Below are 17,342 nucleotides of genomic sequence, written 5' to 3'. Positions count from 1 at the left end.
CCTCCTTCAGCGCGTTCATTGCTGGGTGTACTCAACGGCTTGCGCCAGGGTTTCGAGGTTTTCGCGCATCGCCACCTCGAACTCGTCCGCGCTGTAGGTATCACCGGTGATATGGGACAGGGCGAACACCTTCACGCCGGTGGCGGCTTCGATGGGTTTGGCCAGGTCGAGGGAGAAGTTCTTCTCGGCGAACAGCACCTTGACGTTGGCTTTCTTGATCGCCTCGATGGTGTTGGCCAATTGGCGTGCCGTCGGCGCGACGCCGTGGCGCGGCTCGATCACGGCGCTTACGAACAGGCCGAACTCCTGCATCATGTAGTCGTAGCCAGCATGAGTCGTCGCGCAGCGGAACCTGGACAGGTCCAGTGCGGCGAAGCGCGTCATGAAGCCTGCGCGCAGCTCGCGGATACGGCCGGCATACGCCAGCGCATTTTTTCGATACGCCGCAGCGTTGTCCGGGTCCAATTCACCGAGCCGGCGAGCGATCTCGAACACCTGTTGTATCGCCGCCGTGGTGGAGACAAAAGTGTGCGGGTTGACCACCTTCACGCCTTCCTGGTCGCCGCCGATGGGAATCAGCGCCACCGTCGCATTGGCCTGGATAATCGGCAGCGTTTGCGTGCGGCCGGCGGCCTTGATGATCTGGAAGGCCCATTCATCGTGGCCGATGCCGTTGACCACCAGCACATCGATATTCATTGCGCGGGTGATGTCATCGGGCTGCGGCTGGTAATTGTGCGGGTTGGCCTCTGCCGGGATGAGCGCAATGACTTGCGCCCGATCACCCACGATATTGGCCACGAAGCTGTAATAGGGATGCAGGGTGATACCGATTCTGAGTGGCTTCGCCGAGGCCAAGGCCGGGGCGGCGAGCGCGATGGCGGGTATCAGCACCCACAGCGCGATGCAACGGCGCCACAAGGCGCGGTGTTTCGTGGCAACAGTCATGGCTGGGTTCCTTTTACGCGTTCGATTTCGCTGGCGCCGTCGTACGGGATGACTTGGCGCCAACCCTCGCCGACCAGGGATTCGGGTTTGACGATGGCGGGGTAGGGCGCGTTTGGGTCGCGGTGCACCCAGATCGTCGCCTGGTTGGCCCACATCACACCGGCATGGGCATGCCCGATGATCAGCAGGTAGGCGCTCTGGCCGGGCGCGTGGCCGGCTGAGCCGTAGTAGACCGTCGCGCCCTGGCCCAGGGTGGCTTTGGATATCTCGCTGACGGTCTGGTCTGCCGCCGTGGCATCGTCGTCGCCGCCCTTATGGGCCAGGTGGGTGCCGGGCAGAATCAATTGCCAGTGCACTTCACCATTAGCCTTCCAGAAGGCATCCCGGTAGAAGGGCGGCAGCAACAATTCCTGGGCACGCTCCAGGGTGATCCAGCCGCCGGTATCGTTGTTGTTCCAGATGATTTCTTCACCGGCCGGTAGCAATGCGCTGTGGATGGCCTGATCGACCGCGCCCAGGCCATCGAAGGAACGTACCTGCCAGCTCAACGGGGTGGGCGGGCCAACGCGTTCGGGGCGCAGCAGCACGTAGCCTGCCACGCTGGCGATGACGGCCAGGGTCGCCAGCCCCAGGGCCAGCGACTCCCAGCCGCTGGAACGTGGGCGCACCCGCGTGATTGCAGCGGCTGGACGCGCCATCAGAGAAATGCAATCCAGCGGCCGAGGAACACCACGCCCGCCCACAACAGCAACGAGCTGAAGCCGGCGACCCGCGCCTGACGGGGAGGCGGCAGTTGGGTGTCCCATTCGGCGATTCGGCGAAAGGCCCCCAGGTGGAACACCGCCATGTTGATGCCTGCCAGCATCAACAGGCCCATTTTGAAAAGGAACGCGGTGTTTTGCACATAGGTCGTGCCATTGGCGCAGAACATCAGTAGGCCGGTGATCACACAGGTCACGAACGCGACCCAGGTGTAGGGCAGTAAATCCTGGATCAGCTTGAGCGCGCCGCGCCGGTGGGCGGTCACGCCAAGCAGGCGTAAATCCACCACGGCGATGGTGCCGTAGACGATGGCAATGCCGATCACATGCACCGATTCGAGCATCGGAAAAGCCGAGCCTGACTCGCGGATGAACGTCGCGACAGGGGTGTCCTGGACAGCTTGCAGCAGGGGTTGAATATCCATGGCGAATACCTGAGAGCTTTCGTTGAAAACGCTTAGATCGTGTAGGCGATCCAGCGACCGCAAATGATCACGACGCACCACAAACCGATCGACAGCCACGCAAGTGCCTTGACCGGACGCGATGCGTCGTCGCTGCCTGCATGGCCGGCGGGGCGCATCAGCGGGCGGCGCAGCAACCAGGTCATGCTGAACGCCGTCACCACCAGGGCCATCTTCAGCCAGAACGTCGAGTTGACGAGCACCCGGTCGGGCTCGGCGATGATCATCACCAGCCCGGTACACAGCAGCACGATCAGCGCATTGCGCATCCACGGGTAGTAACGGCGTACGACGCCGCGCAAGGGCTCATCGCTGGCGAACACGCCCGCCAGGCGAAGGTCGGAAATCAGTGCCGAGCCGAAGAGCACGGTGATGGCGATGATATGAATGCTCTGCACGGTGGGGATCACCCACAGAATGTCGCGGATCGCAGTGCTCAACGGTGACGCGTAGATCCAGGCAATGATGAGTGAAGATGACATCGGCTTTTCTTCCGCAGTGGGTTAGAAATCTTGAGGGGTTGCGATCGGACGCAGGCCCGCCGCATCCTCCGGCAGCAAATAGCCTTCCTTGATCGAAACGGCTTTGGCGTCTTCGAATTTCTGTGCGTAGCGGTTGAAGTTTCCATAACGCTGGCCGAGCACTTCCTTCGAGTAAGGCACCTTGGTGTCGTAGATCAATCCGCAGCCGGTCTCTTGATCGGTGAGGTAGGTGGCGCTGGGCACCTGGATCCACGGCGGGCGCACGCCGCCTTGCAGGTTGCCGGTGGCGGGCGCACGGGCAGCGGCCTTGCCGTCACGGACCACCCGAGGTGCGTTGGGCATCGGTTTGCCGTCACGTACCCATTGGTCCATGCCATCGAGCAGCGCCGAGACCACCCCTTCAACCGGTTCGTCATACAGCGTCCGGCATCGCGGGTCGTCGCCCTTGCCGATGTCGGCAGCGAGCTGTTCGGTGTGCTCCGTACCCAGGTCGGCCAGGCGCAGATGGGGCATGCCAGTGACTTCGTAGTAGCGCAGTTGCGGCGTGTCAGTGTCCGGGGGCAGGGGGATGCCTTCGATCACGTCGTGCATCAGTTCGGACTGGCTGAACACCGTCACGAACGGCACGCCTTCGGGCATCTGGCGGGGCACTCTGAGCACGTCGCCGCCCACTTCTCCGTAGGCCATGCGGCCGGTCATGTAGGCGTCGATCAGCGGCGTTTCGTCGGGCATGCGCCACTGCTGGTGACGACCCTGGTCGAGATAGTCCATCCAGACCTGTGCGGTGACGGCCCAGCTATTCACATAGACGCGCTGCACGTCGAGGCCGGCCAGCGGGCTTTGTGCTCCCTTGGTTTTAAGCAGCAACGCCAGCTGCGCGCCGATGCCCTGGGATTGGGGTGCAAACGGATCGGGCGCTTCGCCACGTGTGAAGTGTGCCGGGTCGTAGTAGGTGCCCAGCGGCGCGTAGCGTGCAAAGTCGAAGCGGCGCATGAACTCGAAGTTCACGATCCGCCCGTACTGGGCGATCTGTTCGGCTTCGGCCGCCGGCGTGTCGGAGATGAACTTGGGGTCCACCGCCGGTTTGTTTACATTCAGCGTGTACCCGACATACGCGTAGCCGCGCCGCAGCAGATAGTCGCGGGTCAGGATCCAGCCCGCGCCGCGCTCGCCAAACCAACTGAACGGCTCGATCACCACCGTGCCATTGAAACGCGCCGGGTCCGCTGGTTTGCGCACCAGAATGCGCGTGGTGTAAGGCGCTTCCAGCAGGGTTTTGCCGGCGGCGGTAATGGCCGGAGCGACGCCTTGCAGGTAGTACTCCTGCTCGACGTAGCCGTAGTGATTGAGGTCGCTGTATTCGGTGCCCGGGCGTGTCGCCGACGACAGCGGTGCTTTGTCGGAAGGCGGCACCGCGATAGCCGTGGGCATGCGCGGCACGTCGGCGAAGGTGTTCGACGCGACAAGCAGCGACAACACAACGCTGATGCCGATAGGGGTCAGGCGTTCCATTCGTAGCGCTCCAGAGGGGGGGATGGGCGGATTCACTCAAGGCTCAGAGATGCCTTGCCCTCGCTGTCGATCACGATCTGGTTGTTCTCGCACACGTACTCTTGAATGGCGTAGTTGGAGCGCTTGTACTCGAACGTAAAGCGATAGGGGGTGTTGAGTACCTGCGGGTCTTCGATCAGGACCTGGTTTTCCAGGTGATCCGGCCCGCGCAGCCGGATGCGTTCGGTGATCTTCATCGCCGACCCGTGGGGGACGTCGTAGAAGCGTACGTCCGTGCGCACCCGTTGCGTCTCGACCACCAGCGTGTCGCCCTCCCAGTGTCCGCGCGAGTGGCCCTGGTACAGCGGGTCGAGAGTATCTGTCGGCGGCATGGGCTGGTTCAAAAGAATCCGCCGCACCTGCTGGAGATACTCGCCGAGGATGATCACCTGCTTGTCGTCGCGAATGATCTGGATCGGGAAGAGCGCTGCCATCATGGTCGGCATGCCCTCGGGCAGGCACTTGGAGCTGGTGGTGGCGATCGGCGTTCCGGCGGCGTTGGCCACGGCTTCTTTCTTTTTGAGCTCAACGTATTCGGCGGCGTAGGGTGCCTTGAGATCCATTGGACCGCCGGGGTGTACCGGGTCGTCCGGGTTCTCGCCGAACCAGTCGTCCGGGGTTCTTTCCCAGGTGCCGCTGATGTCGGGCCGTGTGGCCACGCTGTGCTTGTCGGTTTGCGGTTTTGACGCTGTCGCGGCGCTGCTCATCCCGGCGACAGTCACGAGGACCATTCCCAGGAAGAGCATGGCTGTGCTGCAGGTTCGTGCTGGTTTCATTGAAGTGTCTCCGCGTTGCTGGTTTGCCCAGTTCTGTTGTTGTCGCAATCGGGAGGTGTCGCGTTTAGCCGCCGCCCGAGAGCACCACGTCACCCATCTTGATCTCCACCAGCAGCCCGCCCGGCTCACCGTTTTTCAGCGGTTTGAAGGACACCTCGGCGGTTTCGCCAGCCTTGACCGAATTGGCTGTCCAGCCCGTGCGTTGCAGCGCGTTGACGCTGCCGGTCTCGATCTTGAAACGCTGGGCCGGTGGGCCGGGAACGTCGACATAGATCGTGATGTGCGGGTTGGTCCAGGCGAAGCGCTCGACCACACCTTTGATCGTGAGCGTCTGGGTCTGGTCGAACAGCGCAAAGGAATGGTGGGCACTGGCAACAGGCGCTAATGCACTGCAGGCGATGAGGGTCAAAAGGCAAAGCCCCTGACGAAACAGCGGGGAGGGTGACAAAAGGGTCATGACGGGTGCCTCGGGTTTTTATGGTTCTTATGGGCCCAGCATAGGGCGCTCACACTCAGAAGCCTTAGCCCAAAACGGCAACCAATGAAGGCACTGAGGCGTTTTTGCGCGGGAGGGGACCGCTCGACGACGGATGGGCGATCTTGCCCCTTGTACATGCTGATTTGGGTTACCGCATTGCCGAGCCAAGCCGGAACACTCCTGTTTCGCCTCACAACAATAAAAACAGGAGAGACGTTATGCGCATTCCCCCCTACGCGCCGTTACTGTCGCTGGTTGCACTCTGTGCAGTCGGCTCGCAGGCACACGCTTACGCGCTGTACAACGAAGACAACGGAGCAACCGTTTTGAATGCCGACCTGGGCGCTGCATTTGGCTGGTTTGGCAGTACCCATAACTACCTGGGCGATCCGCAGAAAAAATCCGGCGGCATGCATTGGCAGGAGGGTTACGTCAAATACGGCCTGAATGGCTCCACGGATAAGCTGGTTGCCGGCTCGGTCTATGGCGGCTTCAGCCTGCTCAGCAGCGGGTCGTGGGGTGACGGAGACATGGGGGCGACGACGGCGGGCGATGAGCGACGAACCGCTGTGGAAGACGCGTTCCTCGGCTGGAAATCAGGTGACCTGCTACCCGCCCTGGGCAAGGATGGCGTGGATTTCTCTTTCGGGCGCCAGATTGTCACGGTGGATGGTTTTCTGATCACCGACGATGGCTTCGACGCGGGTAACGCGTTCAGCCCCATCGAGGGCGTGCGTGATGGCCGGTTCAACCGGGGGGGCGCCTTTTACCTGGGCCAACGCCTGGCGTTTGGCAACACGGCGGTGCTGAAACTGGGTGGCAAGGAAGGGCTGCACGGCAGCGTGATATGGTTGAAATCCGACAACGCCGGGCAGTCCAAGACCGAACTGGCAGTGGGCACTATCGACTACACCACCCCCATCGGTTCGATCGGTACGACCTACGTGCATGGCCTGGATGTGGACGAGAAATACGCCTTCGCCGATCGGCTTGAGCGCAAGGGCATGAACGTCTACAGCATCCGAGGGCAGGGCAATGCCGGGATCGAAAACGCCGATTTTGCGTTTGAGGTGGCCCGCCAGGAAAAACGGTCGGGCTCACAGCGAGCGATGTTCTTCGACGCGGGTTACACCTTCGTCGATACCCCATGGCAACCGACTGTCAGCTATCGTTATTCGCGCTACTCCGAAGGCTGGGACTTCCTGTTCCAGGGCGGTTATCGCAAACGGCTCCAGGGGGAAATAGGGCTTAATTACGCGGGTTCCGTGACCTCGAACATGCAGATCAACGACATACTCCTGTCGGTTAAACCGACCGAGAAATTGACCCTTAACGCGATGGCGTTCGACTACCACCAGCTTTCCCGCCGTCATGAGCTGGATTTCGCTGCGCAGGAGCTCGATCTGTTTGTGGATTGGGCCGTCACGGATAACATCACGCTTTCGCCGCTGGTGGGCTTCTACAAACCGCAGAAGTGGCTGGGCAACGGCGGCCGGCAGAGCGGCGACGCATCAACCAACACGTACATGCAGTTCATTGTGTGGGCGACGTTCTGATTCGTTATTGAGGTCTGTCGCGGCCCCGGGCAGGCGGTGACGGCATCAATCAATCGATTGCTGCAACAAAGGCAGGTGGACGTATCGCACAGATCGGCAATCTCACTCGCCCGCCGCGTGGGCACGTCCTTCAAAATTGGGGCTGAGGCCTAGCTCGCCCGCCATGCCAGGCTATGCTCGACGACCCAGCTGGCGGGTTTGATCACGCCCTGCGGACCGAACACCAGCGGTCGCTGCGCCAGTGGTCCCATCGAAGGGGTAGCACCGGTGCGGTGCGCGGTATCCCATACACCCCAGGTCAAAACGGCGGATACCGTGCCCGTGCCGAGCACGAGGTCCAGGTATCGCTTGTAGGTGCCGGCCACGATGGCGTCGCGTTGATTCGCGTCGCCCGTCACGTGGCTGTCGTCGACGTCGAGTTCGGTGATGTAGATGCTGAGGCCCAGGTCATGCACTTGCCGCAGGAACGCGGCGAGCCCGGGGCCGAAGCCATGCGGGTCCGCGGCGCGCAAATGGGACTGAATGCCCAGCGCATGCACCGGCACGCCGCGCTGCTTCAGGGTTCGCAGGAGGGCAAGCACGGCGGCGCGCTTGCGCGTGCCAGCGGGGGAGTCGCTTTCCAGTCCGTATTCGTTGTAGCAGAGCGCGGCGTCCGGATCGGCACGGTGCGCGGCCTCGTAGGCCAGGTCGATATAGTCGGGACCGAGCATCCGGTACCAAAAGGCGTCGCGCAGCCCGCCTGCCTGCCCGTCGTCAACTTGGATGGCCTCGTTGACGACATCCCAGGAGGCAATCCTGCCACGGTAGCGGCCGACCACCGCGGCAATGTGTTGCGTCAGTACCTCCTTCGCGTTGGCGGGTGTCACCGTGCGGGTGACCCAGTCGGGCAGGGCGCGGTGCCAGCACAGTGTGTGGCCGCGCATGCGCTGATGGTTCGCCTGCGCAAACGCGAGGATAAGGTCCACGGGGGCGAAGGTGTAGCGGTCCGGGGCGGGATGGACCTGGGCCCATTTCAACGCGTTTTCCGGCACCACGATGCCCGCTTGCCGGGCCACGACGTCCCGATACGACGGGTTGGTATCGAGCAGGGCGGGATCTACCGCGAAGCCGAACGACAGCCCGTGTTGCGCAGCGACTGCGCGTAAGGGCCGAAAGGTGTCGTCGGCAAGCGCGGGGCGAACACGCAAAAGCGGCGCGAGGACCATGGCCTGCAACGTCGTAGTGAGGAAGCGTCGGCGATTGAATGGCTTCATGCGTGGGCGCTCGGAGCGTGGGAGTCGTGAACTCCATTGGATATGGATAGGTGGAAGTGTACTGAAGGTGCCCATGACTTTTTGTTAAAAAATGGCTTTGTGGGGCTTTGTTACAGGCTGTCAGGGTCGCCGAAAAACATTTTGACTGGGCTCTAGCGCAGTGATTCAAGGTCGGCCGAGTTGAAAATTGCCCCAATTTTGCCCCCTGACGCACACGGTAAATGCGAAATCGCGGTCTACTATGCAGGGCTGGTTGGCGAACAATTTGTCTTCCAGTTCCGCGCGGGATTTTGCTGGGTATGAGGAGAACTCATATCCCCATGACTTTTAATGGTTACAGCCCCTCTGGCCCCCGATGTTAAAAAGTCGCAAACACAGCTCATCAATAACAAAAAGAGCGTTTGCATTCATGACTAAGCCCCTCTGCCGCGTCCTCGCCAGCCTCGTGTTGCGCTCTTCATACCCCGATGTTTGCCACGCGATCTTCAAGACCCGCGTGCGCTTCTGATCACCCAAAATAAATCCAAAAAGAGTAATGACTCATGAGAGAACTCGACCTGTACATCGGAGAAGGTTTTGAAGGACCAGGCGTGAACGCCGCGCACATCAACATTCTGATCGGCCCGCGTAACGGTCCGGCAGGGCAGGCGTTTGCCAACAGCCTGGCGTCGCCGAGCCAGGGGCATTGCCCGTTCATGGTGATCGCCCAGCCGAACATTCCGGTCAAGCCGATGACGCTTTACGTCAATAAAGCTGCGATCAGCAGCGACTTGCATGGCAACGCCACCTGGGGCGCGTCCCAGGCTGCGATCGCCAAGGCTGTTCTGGAAGCTTTGTTGGATGGCACTTTGCCGCCGGAAGCTGAAGATGAGTGGGCCATCGTCACCGCCAACTGGGTCAACCCGGCGTGTGATGACCTTGATGCGGTGTACCTGAACAACTACAACGCCTGCCGCACCGCGATCCGCGCCGCCCTGACCGGCAAACCGGAAACTGCGCAACTGGCGGATGTGGTCGCTCACATCAGCAACCCCTTCTACACCCCAAAAGCCTGAGGTCTGCGCCATGCAATACATTCGTTTGGGCAACTCCGGCCTGCAAGTCTCCCGCCTGTGCCTGGGCACCATGAACATGGGCACCCCGGACTGGAAACCGTGGATCTTCGATGAAAAGCAAAGCGAGCCGATCGTCGCCCATGCCCTCGACAACGGGGTGAACTTCATTGACCTGGCGGATTTCTATTCCGCTGGTGTCGGTGAGGAAGTGGTGGGGCGCATCGTCAAGCGTCTGGCTCGCCGCGAAGATCTGGTGATCACCACCAAGGTCGGCTACGGCACCCGCAACGGCATCAACGCCAGCGGTCATTCGCGCAAGCACATCATGGACAGCATCGACGCCTCGCTGAAGCGCTTGAACATGGATTACGTCGATGTGTTCATGCTGCATTACTTCGATGTGAATACCCCGGTCGAAGAAACCATGAGCGCCATGAATGACATCGTGCGTTCAGGCAAGGCCCGTTACATCGGCGTGTCGACCATGCTCACCGGGCAGCTGGCGAAGATCCTCATGGCTTGCGAACGCAACGGCTGGGTCAAGCCGATCAACATGCAGCTGCAACTGAACTGCGCCTACCGCGAAGAAGAGCGCGAGATGATTCCGTTCTGTCGTGATCAGGGTCTTGGCGTTTCGGTGTTCAGCCCGCTGGCTCGCGGCTTGTTGACCGGCGATGTGCAATCGACCCGCAACCAGACCGACTTCTTCACTCAGCAGATGTACAGCGACGAGGCCTCGTTCGAGATCGCTCATTCGGTACAGCGCGTGGCCCGCGCCCGTGGTGTCTCGAACGCGCAGATCGCTCAAGCCTGGGTTGCCAATCATCCGGGCGTCGATTGCATGCTGGTCGGCGCCGACACCACCGCGCAGTTCGACAGTGCCTTGGCAGCCTTGGAAACCAGGCTCGACGCCGAAGAACTGCATGAGTTGGAACGCAACTACACCCCGTGCGACGTGATCAACGATTACACCGCCGGCAAACGCATCCTGCGCTCGGCTCGCCCAGGGCTGGAACGCTTTACTCTGACCGAGGCTGTGGCATGAGCTCGCTGATTCGTAACGGAAATTTCATCGACGGCCAATGGTCGAGCGGCGGTGCGACCTATCCGGTGTTGAACCCGGCCAATGGCGAAGTGATCGCCGACGTGCAAAAGGCCGGCGCCGAAGAAACCAACCTCGCCATCGCCGCGGCGAACCGTGCTTTGCCAGCCTGGCGAAAATTGACTGCCAAAGAGCGCAGTCAGCGCCTCAAGCGCTGGGGCGAACTGATGCTGAGCAACCAGAAAGATCTGGCCACTTTGCTCAGTCGCGAACAGGGCAAACCGCTCGCCGAAGCTATGGGCGAAGTGGTCTATGCCGCAAGCTTTCTGGAATGGTTCGCCGAAGAAGCCAAGCGCGCTTACGGCGACGTAATCCCGAGCCATAAGGCTGATGCGCGAATCATTGTGATCAAGGAGGCCATAGGCGTGGTTGCAGCGATCACCCCTTGGAACTTCCCGCTGGCGATGGTCACGCGCAAGGTCGGTCCGGCGCTGGCGGCGGGTTGCACAATGATTCTCAAACCGTCGGAAGAGACGCCTTTGTCAGCCTTCGCCTTGGCGGTGTTGGCCGAGCAGGCGGGCATTCCGGCCGGGGTGTTCAACGTGGTTTCCGGTGACGCCGTGGCGATTGGCGGAGCACTGCAAGCTTCCGGCGTCGTGCGCAAACTTTCGTTCACTGGCTCTACCCGCACCGGCAAACTACTGATGCGCCAAGCGGCGGATACGCTGAAAAAAGTCTCGCTGGAACTGGGCGGCAACGCGCCGTTCATTGTGTTTGACGATGCTGATCTGGACGCCGCCGTGAAAGGCGCGATGGCCTCGAAATTCCGCAATACCGGGCAGACCTGCGTCTGCGTGAACCGTTTCTTCATCCAGGACGGTGTTTACGAAGCGTTCACCGGCAAACTCGCCGAAGCGGTCGCTGCGATGCGCGTCGGCAGTGCGCTGGACGGTGAAACCGAGCAAGGTCCGCTGATCAACGCAGCGGCGTTGGCCAAGGTTGAGTTGCACGTGAGTGACGCCTTGGAGAAGGGCGCCACGCTGTTGTGCGGCGGTCGTCGGCATGCGCTTGGCGGCACGTTCTACCAGCCGACCATTCTCACCGATGCCACCAGCGACATGCTGATCGCCCAGGACGAAACCTTCGGCCCCGTAGCCGCGTGCTTTCGCTTCAAGGACGAAGCCGACGTATTGCAACGGGCAAATGACACGCCCTATGGATTGTCGGCGTACTTCTACAGCCGCGACATCGGCCGCGTCTGGCGCATGGCCGAAGGCCTGGAAGCCGGCATGGTCGGGATCAACGAAGGCATCATCTCCACGGAAGTCGCGCCGTTTGGCGGCATCAAGGAATCGGGCCTGGGGCGCGAAGGCTCCAAGTACGGTCTGGAAGACTACCTGGAAATAAAATACCTGTTGATGGGCGGCCTCTAGCCCCGACCCTAATTCCTGTGGGAGCGAACAAGCCAGCTCCCACAGGTACAAGCGCCATCGGTTTCATTTCTCCGTCAATAACAACAATTGGAGACGAACATGTCCGCTCAATCGATAAAGATCGATGACCTGCCCATCGGGCGCTTTCATATCAAAATTGCCGGTCTCACTTTCGGCGCACATTTTACCGACGGCTACATCCTGGGCCTGATCGGTATTGCTTTCACGTTGCTCAGCCCGCAGATGCACCTCGATGCCTTCTGGCAAGGCCTGATCGGCGCTTCAGCACTGATTGGCCTGTTTCTTGGCAGCCTGTTCTTCGGCTGGATTTCCGATAAGGTCGGGCGGCAGAAAATCTTCCTGGTCAGTTTTGTCCTGATCACCGTTGCTTCGGTGATGCAGTTTTACGCTGAAACTGCGATGCAGCTATTCCTCTGCCGGGTGCTGATCGGCATTGGCCTGGGCGGCGACTTCAGCGTCGGCCACGCGATGCTCGCGGAGTTTTCGCCGAAAAAACACCGTGGCGTGTTGCTCGGCTCATTCAGCGTCATCTGGACTTTCGGCTACGTCGCCGCGACCTTCGTCGGCACCGCGATGCTCAGCCTCGGTGATGACGCCTGGCGCTGGATGCTGGCTTCATCGGCAATCCCGGCGGCGCTCATCCTGATCGCGCGAATCGGCACACCCGAGTCACCGCGCTGGCTGGTCAACCAGGGACGGATCGCCGAAGCACGGGCGATTGTCAAAAAACACCTGGGCGATAATGTCGAACTCGACGAAACCCGCTCCACCGAAACCCGTTCCGGCTACGCAGTGCTGTTCAGCCGCGAATACCGTAAGCGCACCGCGTTCAACTGCCTGTTCTTCGTCTGCATCGTCATGCCGTACTTCGCTATCTACACCTTCCTGCCGTCGATACTGCAGAAGATGGGCCTGGCGGAGGGCTTCGGCACCGAATTGATGCTCAACATGCTGCTGATCCTCGGCGCATTGATCGGCATCTGGTGCACAGTGAAGTTCTCGCGCCGAGGCTTCCTGATCAATTCGTTCATCATCCTGGCGGTAGCCTTGTTCCTGCTGGCGGCATTGCCGGGCAGTGCGGCGTTCCTGATGGTGCTGGTGTTCGGCGTGTTCACGCTGGTGTTATCAGCAGTAAGCAACCTGGTAGGCGTGTTCCCGGCCGAGAGCTTTCCGACCGAAGTGCGGGCCAGCGGGATTGGCCTGGCAACGGCGGTGAGTCGCTTGGGCTCGGCGGTCAGCACGTTCCTGTTGCCGGTGAGTGTGGCGGGTATCGGCTTGAGCCCGACCATGGGCATCCTGGCGTCGATTCTCGCACTGGGCGCGATCATTTCCTGGGCCTGGGCACCGGAAACCAAGTCCCTGACACTGAGCCAGGCGTGCAAGGCGCAGGGTCCGATGGAGAGCGCGGCACCCGCTGCCACAAAGATCGCAGCGCCAATCTAAAACCCACCACACACCCAATGTGGGAGCGGGCTTGCTCGCTCCCACATTTGAAAATGTCGGTGTTTCAGGGGTTGCTGACCAATCCCAACCAATCCGTAAACAACTGCACTTTCGACAGCCCCCGTTTCTCATTCGCCACATCCAGCCAATACCCGTAAGGCCCGACCACTTCCACAGCAGTGATCGGCAACAGACTGCCACTCGCCAGTTCCTTTTCAATCATCTGTCTGTCAATCACCGCCAGCCCACCACCGGCCAGTGCCGTGTGGATCACCTGGTCCAGCGTGCTGAACTCCAGCCCTTGCGCGGCATCGACATCCTCGCGGCCCATTGCCGCCAACCAGTTCTCCCACACCTTCAAGCGTTTGCCGTCATGCAGGATGTGCAATAGCGCAAACTCCCGCAGATCCGGCGGCTGGCCATTGACGAACAACTCCGGGCTGGCCACTGCCATGTGCCGCTCCATCACCAGCAACTGACTGCTGCAATGGTTGGCCGCTTCGAGGCCGAAGCGGATGTGGCAGTCGATTTCCGCGAGGTTCTCGTAGCCGTTTTGGTGGGTCACGCTGAGGCTGATGTCCGGGTAGCGTTGACAGAATGCGCGCAAGTGCGCCGACAACCAGCGCGTGGCCCAGGTCGGTGGTGCGACGATACGCAGGCGTTGGCGCAGGTTGGGCACGCGCACTGCTTGGAGGGCGCGTTCGACGTGGTCGAAGGCATTGCTCAATTGGGGGGAGAGGGCGAGGCCTGTTTGCGTTAGCGACAGGCCTTGGGGCGTGCGGATAAACAGCGCCACGCCGAGATAATCTTCAAGCTGCTTGATCTGACGGCTGACCGCGCCTTGGGTGACGTTCAACCCCAAAGCCGCCTGGCTGAAACTGCGATGCCGCGCGACTTCTTCAAAGACGCGCAGCATGTTGAGCGAGGGCAGTTGACGCATTAAAGGGTGACTCCATACCCGCCTTCGACGCTGTAGTGCGTGGGCAGGTTTATTGTTTTTGGTGAATATTCTGTACGACGTATCTGACTCCTTTCTGAGAGGTTGATGCAAGTGGTGTTTGGGTAAAGTCTTCGCGAGCAAGCCCGCTCCCACAGGTTATGCGCTAAACCTGTGGGAGCGGGCTTGCTCGCGAAGAGGCCTTCCAGAAACGCCGGACAATCCGGATCAGAAGTAGTACCCAATGTTCATGTACAGCTGATTCTCCCACTGGTTACTCCCACCAGACGCCAGGCTTTGGGTGTAACTGCTGCCACCAATGTACGGGTCATTTTTGCCGTACAACCATTCCGTCGCGATCCACAGTTTGCTGAACGAAAACGAAGTGCCCAGGATCAACCGTTGCGAGGTCTTGAACGCGTCGGCGGATTTATCGAAGGCGCTGTAGTTGGCGTACAGCTTCACACCGCTTATCTGGTCGAACAGGTATTTGCCGGCGACGTCATAGCTCAGGTCGGCGACGTACAAATTGCCTCGACTGGCGACGTTGTAGGTGCCGTCGTACCCGCCGAGTGTGACCACTTCATCGCTGCCACGGTTGCGCGGCGACATCTGTTGCCGCGCCGCTTGCAGTTGCACGCCCCATGGGCCGTTCTTGCCGAGGTAATGCACGGCCACCGCGTTGCGGCGGCCATCGTTATCGGTGTCCTTGTTTTCCAGGGTCGAGGTCAGGCCCGAGATGCCAATTTCGGATTTCCACGCGCCGAGGTCCAGGGCTTTGGCCACGCGCAGCACCACGGTATTCCGCTCCTGGTTGTCGCTGCCGTCGCCCACGTAGCTGTCGGCCCCGGACACCACGCTGGAATACGTCACCCCTTTGCTCGTGCCCTTGCCTTGCCACGCCGGGCGCAGGTAATAGCCGGCCTGGATATTCCAGTCGCCACTTTGCTGGATGTACTTGGCGCCGACCTGTTGTACATCTTCCAGGCCGATGACGTTGCCCAGGGTTTCGTAAAAGGTGCTGCCGAAGTAAGGCTGCAACCCGAACGGCACGGTATTCAGCCCCACCTGCACCTGCTGGTCGGGATTGAACTTGTAGCCGACCCAGGCGAACTTGGCGAATTGGATATCGCCGTAGTTCTTGGTGTACTGGTAAGGATAGGAGCGCCCGTAGAAGCGGTACTGGGCCTCGCCGATCCAGGTGTCGGAGTTGTACTTGGCGCTGAGGAACACCGTGTCCAGGCCGAACTTCTGTATGTCCCGGTCCGGGTCATAGTCCCAGCGCGCCCGGATGGCGCCGCCGAGGTCAAGGTTGTCGGTGATCTGCACCGCCATGGCCGGGGCTGCGAAGGCGCCGAGCAGCGGAATGAGGGCGATGGAGCGGACCGCAATCTGGGTAGTTGTGCGCACAGTGATACTCCTGGTTTTTAGTTATCGTTGGCAACAGCAGCCCATGCAGCAGCGAACGCTGCTACCTGGGAAAAGGGTTGTTGACTCAGTTGGCTTGCGGTCGAATCAGCCTCAGCGTTGGTTCGATGGCAGACACCTGCGGGATCGCCGAAGCACCGGGTGCCGCCGCGAGCAGGGTCTGGGTGTAGGCGTTTTGCGGTCGCAACAACACCTGTTCGGCCGTGCCGTATTCCACCACTTCGCCCTGGCGCATCACCGCGATGTAGTCACTGATCTGCGCTGCCACGCGCAGGTCGTGAGTGATGAACAAGATGCTCAGGTTGAGGCGCTGTTGCAGCTCGGCGAGCAGCTCCAGCACCTGTTTTTGCACCGAGACATCCAGCGCCGAGACACTTTCATCCGCGATCAGCACTTCCGGGCGCATTGCCAAGGCCCGGGCAATGCCGATGCGTTGGCGCTGACCGCCGGAGAACTGTCGGGGCTTGCGCTTGAGGGCGTCACGCTTGAGCCCGACCTGTTCCAGCAGATCACCGGCCTCGGTCCACGCATCCTTGGCCGACAACCCGCGCAATTGCGCCGCGCGTGCGATGATGTCGCCGACCCGATGGCGTGGATTGAGCGAGCCGTACGGGTCTTGGAAAATCATCTGAATCCGCCGTCGATTGGCCGCCAGCGCAGAACCGCGCAACGCGAGGAAATCCGTATCACCGACCCAGACGTGGCCGCTGTCGCTTTCCACCAGCCGAATCGCCGCTTTCACCAAGGTACTTTTGCCCGAGCCGGACTCACCCACAATCGCCAGCGTCTTGCCCCGTGGCAGTTGCAGCGAGACATCCTTGAGCGCCGGGATCAACCTGCCGCCGACGTTGTAGGTTTTGGTCAGATGCTCGATGCGCAACGCAAGCTCACCGTCGGCGCACGGTGCGTGCAGCTCTGGGTGCAGGGCCGGAACAGCGGCAATCAACTTGCGCGTGTACGGGTGTCTTGGCGCATCCAGGACTTGATCGCGCTCACCGATTTCCACCAGCACACCGCCCTCCATCACCGCGATGCGGTCAGCGATTTCTGCCACCACGCCGAAGTCGTGCGTGATGAACAGGATGCCGTGTTGACCACGACCGCGCAGGTCGCGAACCAGTTTCAGCACTTGGGCTTGCGTGGTCACATCCAGCGCCGTCGTCGGCTCGTCGGCAATCAGCAAATCCGGGTTCATCGCCAGCGCCATGGCAATTACCACCCGTTGGCATTGGCCGCCCGAGAGTTGATGCGGGAAGCTGTTGGCAATCCGTGGCGGGTCGGGCAATTGAGTCGAGTCGAGCAGGGCGAGCATGCGTTCGCGGCGCTCCGTGGCGGGCATCTGCGGCGCGTGAATGTCGAAGATTTCCTCGACCTGCTGACCAATGCGAATCGCCGGATTCAGCGCCGCCATGGGCTCCTGGAAAATCATCGCAATGCGATTGCCGCGCAGCTTGCGCAGAGCATTTTCATCCATGCGGCAAATATCGTCGCCGAGGAAATCAATCACGCCTTCAGTGTGGCGCAGGCCTTTGGCGTAATCGCCCATGATCGCGGCCGAGAGTACCGATTTTCCTGAGCCCGACTCGCCGATAACACAGAGAATTTCGCCTTTGCGTACATCCAGGCTGATGCCCTTGACGGCGTGGCTACGATCGGCGCCGGCGGGCAGTTCGATGGAGAGGTTTTCCACTCTCAATACTTGTTTATGACTCAT

Annotated in this window: 16 protein-coding genes and 1 pseudogene; 6 read left to right on the top strand and 11 right to left on the bottom strand. The window is 61.0% G+C overall.

Going from position 1 to position 17,342, the window contains the following annotated elements; translation table 11 throughout:
* Positions 1–15 precede the first annotated feature (15 nt).
* From RHM60_RS04105 to RHM60_RS04075, 7 genes are all read right to left on the bottom strand, one after another.
* The gene (locus RHM60_RS04105; RefSeq protein ID WP_209982285.1) at positions 16–948 is read right to left on the bottom strand and encodes a metal ABC transporter solute-binding protein, Zn/Mn family; all 933 of its coding nucleotides are present in this window, start codon (positions 946–948) and stop codon (positions 16–18) included.
* Positions 945–1,646 (bottom strand): DUF6162 family protein, encoded by a 702-nt coding sequence (locus RHM60_RS04100; RefSeq protein ID WP_209982283.1) that lies wholly within the window; start codon positions 1,644–1,646, stop codon positions 945–947. The genes RHM60_RS04105 and RHM60_RS04100 overlap by 4 nt, the downstream gene beginning before the upstream one ends.
* Positions 1,646–2,134, bottom strand: a complete 489-nt coding sequence (locus RHM60_RS04095) for a DUF6644 family protein (protein WP_209982281.1) — start codon at positions 2,132–2,134, stop codon at positions 1,646–1,648. Before RHM60_RS04095 ends, RHM60_RS04100 begins: the two co-directional genes overlap by 1 nt.
* Before the next feature lie 32 nt (positions 2,135–2,166).
* Positions 2,167–2,655, bottom strand: a complete 489-nt coding sequence (locus RHM60_RS04090; protein ID WP_209982279.1) for a DUF6644 family protein — start codon at positions 2,653–2,655, stop codon at positions 2,167–2,169.
* Between the two features lie 21 nt (positions 2,656–2,676).
* Positions 2,677–4,167 (bottom strand): alpha/beta hydrolase domain-containing protein, encoded by a 1,491-nt coding sequence (locus RHM60_RS04085; protein ID WP_209982276.1) that lies wholly within the window; start codon positions 4,165–4,167, stop codon positions 2,677–2,679.
* Between the two features lie 32 nt (positions 4,168–4,199).
* Complete coding sequence (locus RHM60_RS04080; protein ID WP_209982274.1) at positions 4,200–4,982, bottom strand: hypothetical protein; 783 nt, start codon at positions 4,980–4,982, stop codon at positions 4,200–4,202.
* Positions 4,983–5,046: 64 nt separating this feature from the next.
* Entirely contained in the window at positions 5,047–5,391 is a 345-nt protein-coding gene (locus tag RHM60_RS04075) for a DUF6152 family protein (RefSeq protein ID WP_231986813.1), read from the bottom strand.
* A gap of 287 nt (positions 5,392–5,678) precedes the next feature.
* Between RHM60_RS04075 and RHM60_RS04070 the strand changes: the two genes are divergently transcribed.
* Complete coding sequence (locus RHM60_RS04070; RefSeq protein ID WP_209982272.1) at positions 5,679–7,016, top strand: hypothetical protein; 1,338 nt, start codon at positions 5,679–5,681, stop codon at positions 7,014–7,016.
* A gap of 29 nt (positions 7,017–7,045) precedes the next feature.
* Positions 7,046–7,123, top strand: a pseudogene (locus RHM60_RS04065) (NAD(P)-dependent alcohol dehydrogenase); the annotation flags it as partial.
* Between the two features lie 42 nt (positions 7,124–7,165).
* Here RHM60_RS04065 and RHM60_RS04060 read toward each other — a convergent pair.
* The gene (locus tag RHM60_RS04060) at positions 7,166–8,269 is read right to left on the bottom strand and encodes an endo-1,4-beta-xylanase (protein ID WP_322213707.1); all 1,104 of its coding nucleotides are present in this window, start codon (positions 8,267–8,269) and stop codon (positions 7,166–7,168) included.
* Positions 8,270–8,811: 542 nt separating this feature from the next.
* Here RHM60_RS04060 and fae point away from each other — a divergent pair.
* The 4 genes from fae to RHM60_RS04040 all read left to right on the top strand — a co-directional run bounded on the left by fae (position 8,812) and on the right by RHM60_RS04040 (position 13,263).
* Positions 8,812–9,324: a formaldehyde-activating enzyme gene (gene fae / locus RHM60_RS04055; protein WP_209982268.1), complete on the top strand. Its 513-nt coding sequence runs from the start codon at positions 8,812–8,814 to the stop codon at positions 9,322–9,324.
* A 10-nt stretch (positions 9,325–9,334) separates the two neighbouring features.
* A complete protein-coding gene (locus tag RHM60_RS04050) occupies positions 9,335–10,369 on the top strand; it encodes an aldo/keto reductase (RefSeq protein ID WP_209982266.1) in 1,035 nt (344 codons plus the stop codon).
* Positions 10,366–11,799 carry an NAD-dependent succinate-semialdehyde dehydrogenase gene (locus tag RHM60_RS04045; RefSeq protein ID WP_209982264.1) on the top strand — a complete coding sequence of 478 codons (1,434 nt, stop codon included), beginning with the start codon at positions 10,366–10,368 and terminating at the stop codon, positions 11,797–11,799. Before RHM60_RS04050 ends, RHM60_RS04045 begins: the two co-directional genes overlap by 4 nt.
* 99 nt (positions 11,800–11,898) lie before the next feature.
* Positions 11,899–13,263, top strand: a complete 1,365-nt coding sequence (locus tag RHM60_RS04040) for an MFS transporter (RefSeq protein ID WP_209982262.1) — start codon at positions 11,899–11,901, stop codon at positions 13,261–13,263.
* Between the two features lie 64 nt (positions 13,264–13,327).
* Here RHM60_RS04040 and RHM60_RS04035 read toward each other — a convergent pair whose 3' ends face one another.
* The 3 genes from RHM60_RS04035 to RHM60_RS04025 form a co-directional block, all read right to left on the bottom strand.
* Positions 13,328–14,203, bottom strand: coding sequence for a LysR substrate-binding domain-containing protein (locus RHM60_RS04035; protein WP_209982260.1), 876 nt, complete (start codon positions 14,201–14,203; stop codon positions 13,328–13,330).
* A gap of 225 nt (positions 14,204–14,428) precedes the next feature.
* Positions 14,429–15,535 (bottom strand): hypothetical protein, encoded by a 1,107-nt coding sequence (locus RHM60_RS04030; protein ID WP_245229211.1) that lies wholly within the window; start codon positions 15,533–15,535, stop codon positions 14,429–14,431.
* A 160-nt stretch (positions 15,536–15,695) separates the two neighbouring features.
* Entirely contained in the window at positions 15,696–17,342 is a 1,647-nt protein-coding gene (locus RHM60_RS04025; RefSeq protein ID WP_322213706.1) for an ABC transporter ATP-binding protein, read from the bottom strand.

It is taken from the genome of Pseudomonas sp. MH9.3, from assembly GCF_034354675.1.
GTDB lineage: Bacteria > Pseudomonadota > Gammaproteobacteria > Pseudomonadales > Pseudomonadaceae > Aquipseudomonas.
The sequence above is the reverse complement of the archived record's forward strand: the minus strand, read 5'-3'. Positions and strand labels throughout refer to the sequence as shown.

What these genes read in the sequence shown, in the direction of transcription:
- RHM60_RS04105 (WP_209982285.1), bottom strand. Translation starts at nt 948, where the DNA reads ATGACTGTTGCCACGAAACACCGCGCCTTGTGGCGCCGTTGCATCGCG.
- RHM60_RS04100 (WP_209982283.1), bottom strand. Translation starts at nt 1,646, where the DNA reads ATGGCGCGTCCAGCCGCTGCAATCACGCGGGTGCGCCCACGTTCCAGC.
- RHM60_RS04095 (WP_209982281.1), bottom strand. Translation starts at nt 2,134, where the DNA reads ATGGATATTCAACCCCTGCTGCAAGCTGTCCAGGACACCCCTGTCGCG.
- RHM60_RS04090 (WP_209982279.1), bottom strand. Translation starts at nt 2,655, where the DNA reads ATGTCATCTTCACTCATCATTGCCTGGATCTACGCGTCACCGTTGAGC.
- RHM60_RS04085 (WP_209982276.1), bottom strand. Translation starts at nt 4,167, where the DNA reads ATGGAACGCCTGACCCCTATCGGCATCAGCGTTGTGTTGTCGCTGCTT.
- RHM60_RS04080 (WP_209982274.1), bottom strand. Translation starts at nt 4,982, where the DNA reads ATGAAACCAGCACGAACCTGCAGCACAGCCATGCTCTTCCTGGGAATG.
- RHM60_RS04070 (WP_209982272.1), top strand. Translation starts at nt 5,679, where the DNA reads ATGCGCATTCCCCCCTACGCGCCGTTACTGTCGCTGGTTGCACTCTGT.
- RHM60_RS04060 (WP_322213707.1), bottom strand. Translation starts at nt 8,269, where the DNA reads ATGAAGCCATTCAATCGCCGACGCTTCCTCACTACGACGTTGCAGGCC.
- fae (WP_209982268.1), top strand. Translation starts at nt 8,812, where the DNA reads ATGAGAGAACTCGACCTGTACATCGGAGAAGGTTTTGAAGGACCAGGC.
- RHM60_RS04050 (WP_209982266.1), top strand. Translation starts at nt 9,335, where the DNA reads ATGCAATACATTCGTTTGGGCAACTCCGGCCTGCAAGTCTCCCGCCTG.
- RHM60_RS04045 (WP_209982264.1), top strand. Translation starts at nt 10,366, where the DNA reads ATGAGCTCGCTGATTCGTAACGGAAATTTCATCGACGGCCAATGGTCG.
- RHM60_RS04040 (WP_209982262.1), top strand. Translation starts at nt 11,899, where the DNA reads ATGTCCGCTCAATCGATAAAGATCGATGACCTGCCCATCGGGCGCTTT.
- RHM60_RS04035 (WP_209982260.1), bottom strand. Translation starts at nt 14,203, where the DNA reads ATGCGTCAACTGCCCTCGCTCAACATGCTGCGCGTCTTTGAAGAAGTC.
- RHM60_RS04030 (WP_245229211.1), bottom strand. Translation starts at nt 15,535, where the DNA reads ATGGCGGTGCAGATCACCGACAACCTTGACCTCGGCGGCGCCATCCGG.
- RHM60_RS04025 (WP_322213706.1), bottom strand. Translation starts at nt 17,342, where the DNA reads ATGAGTCATAAACAAGTATTGAGAGTGGAAAACCTCTCCATCGAACTG.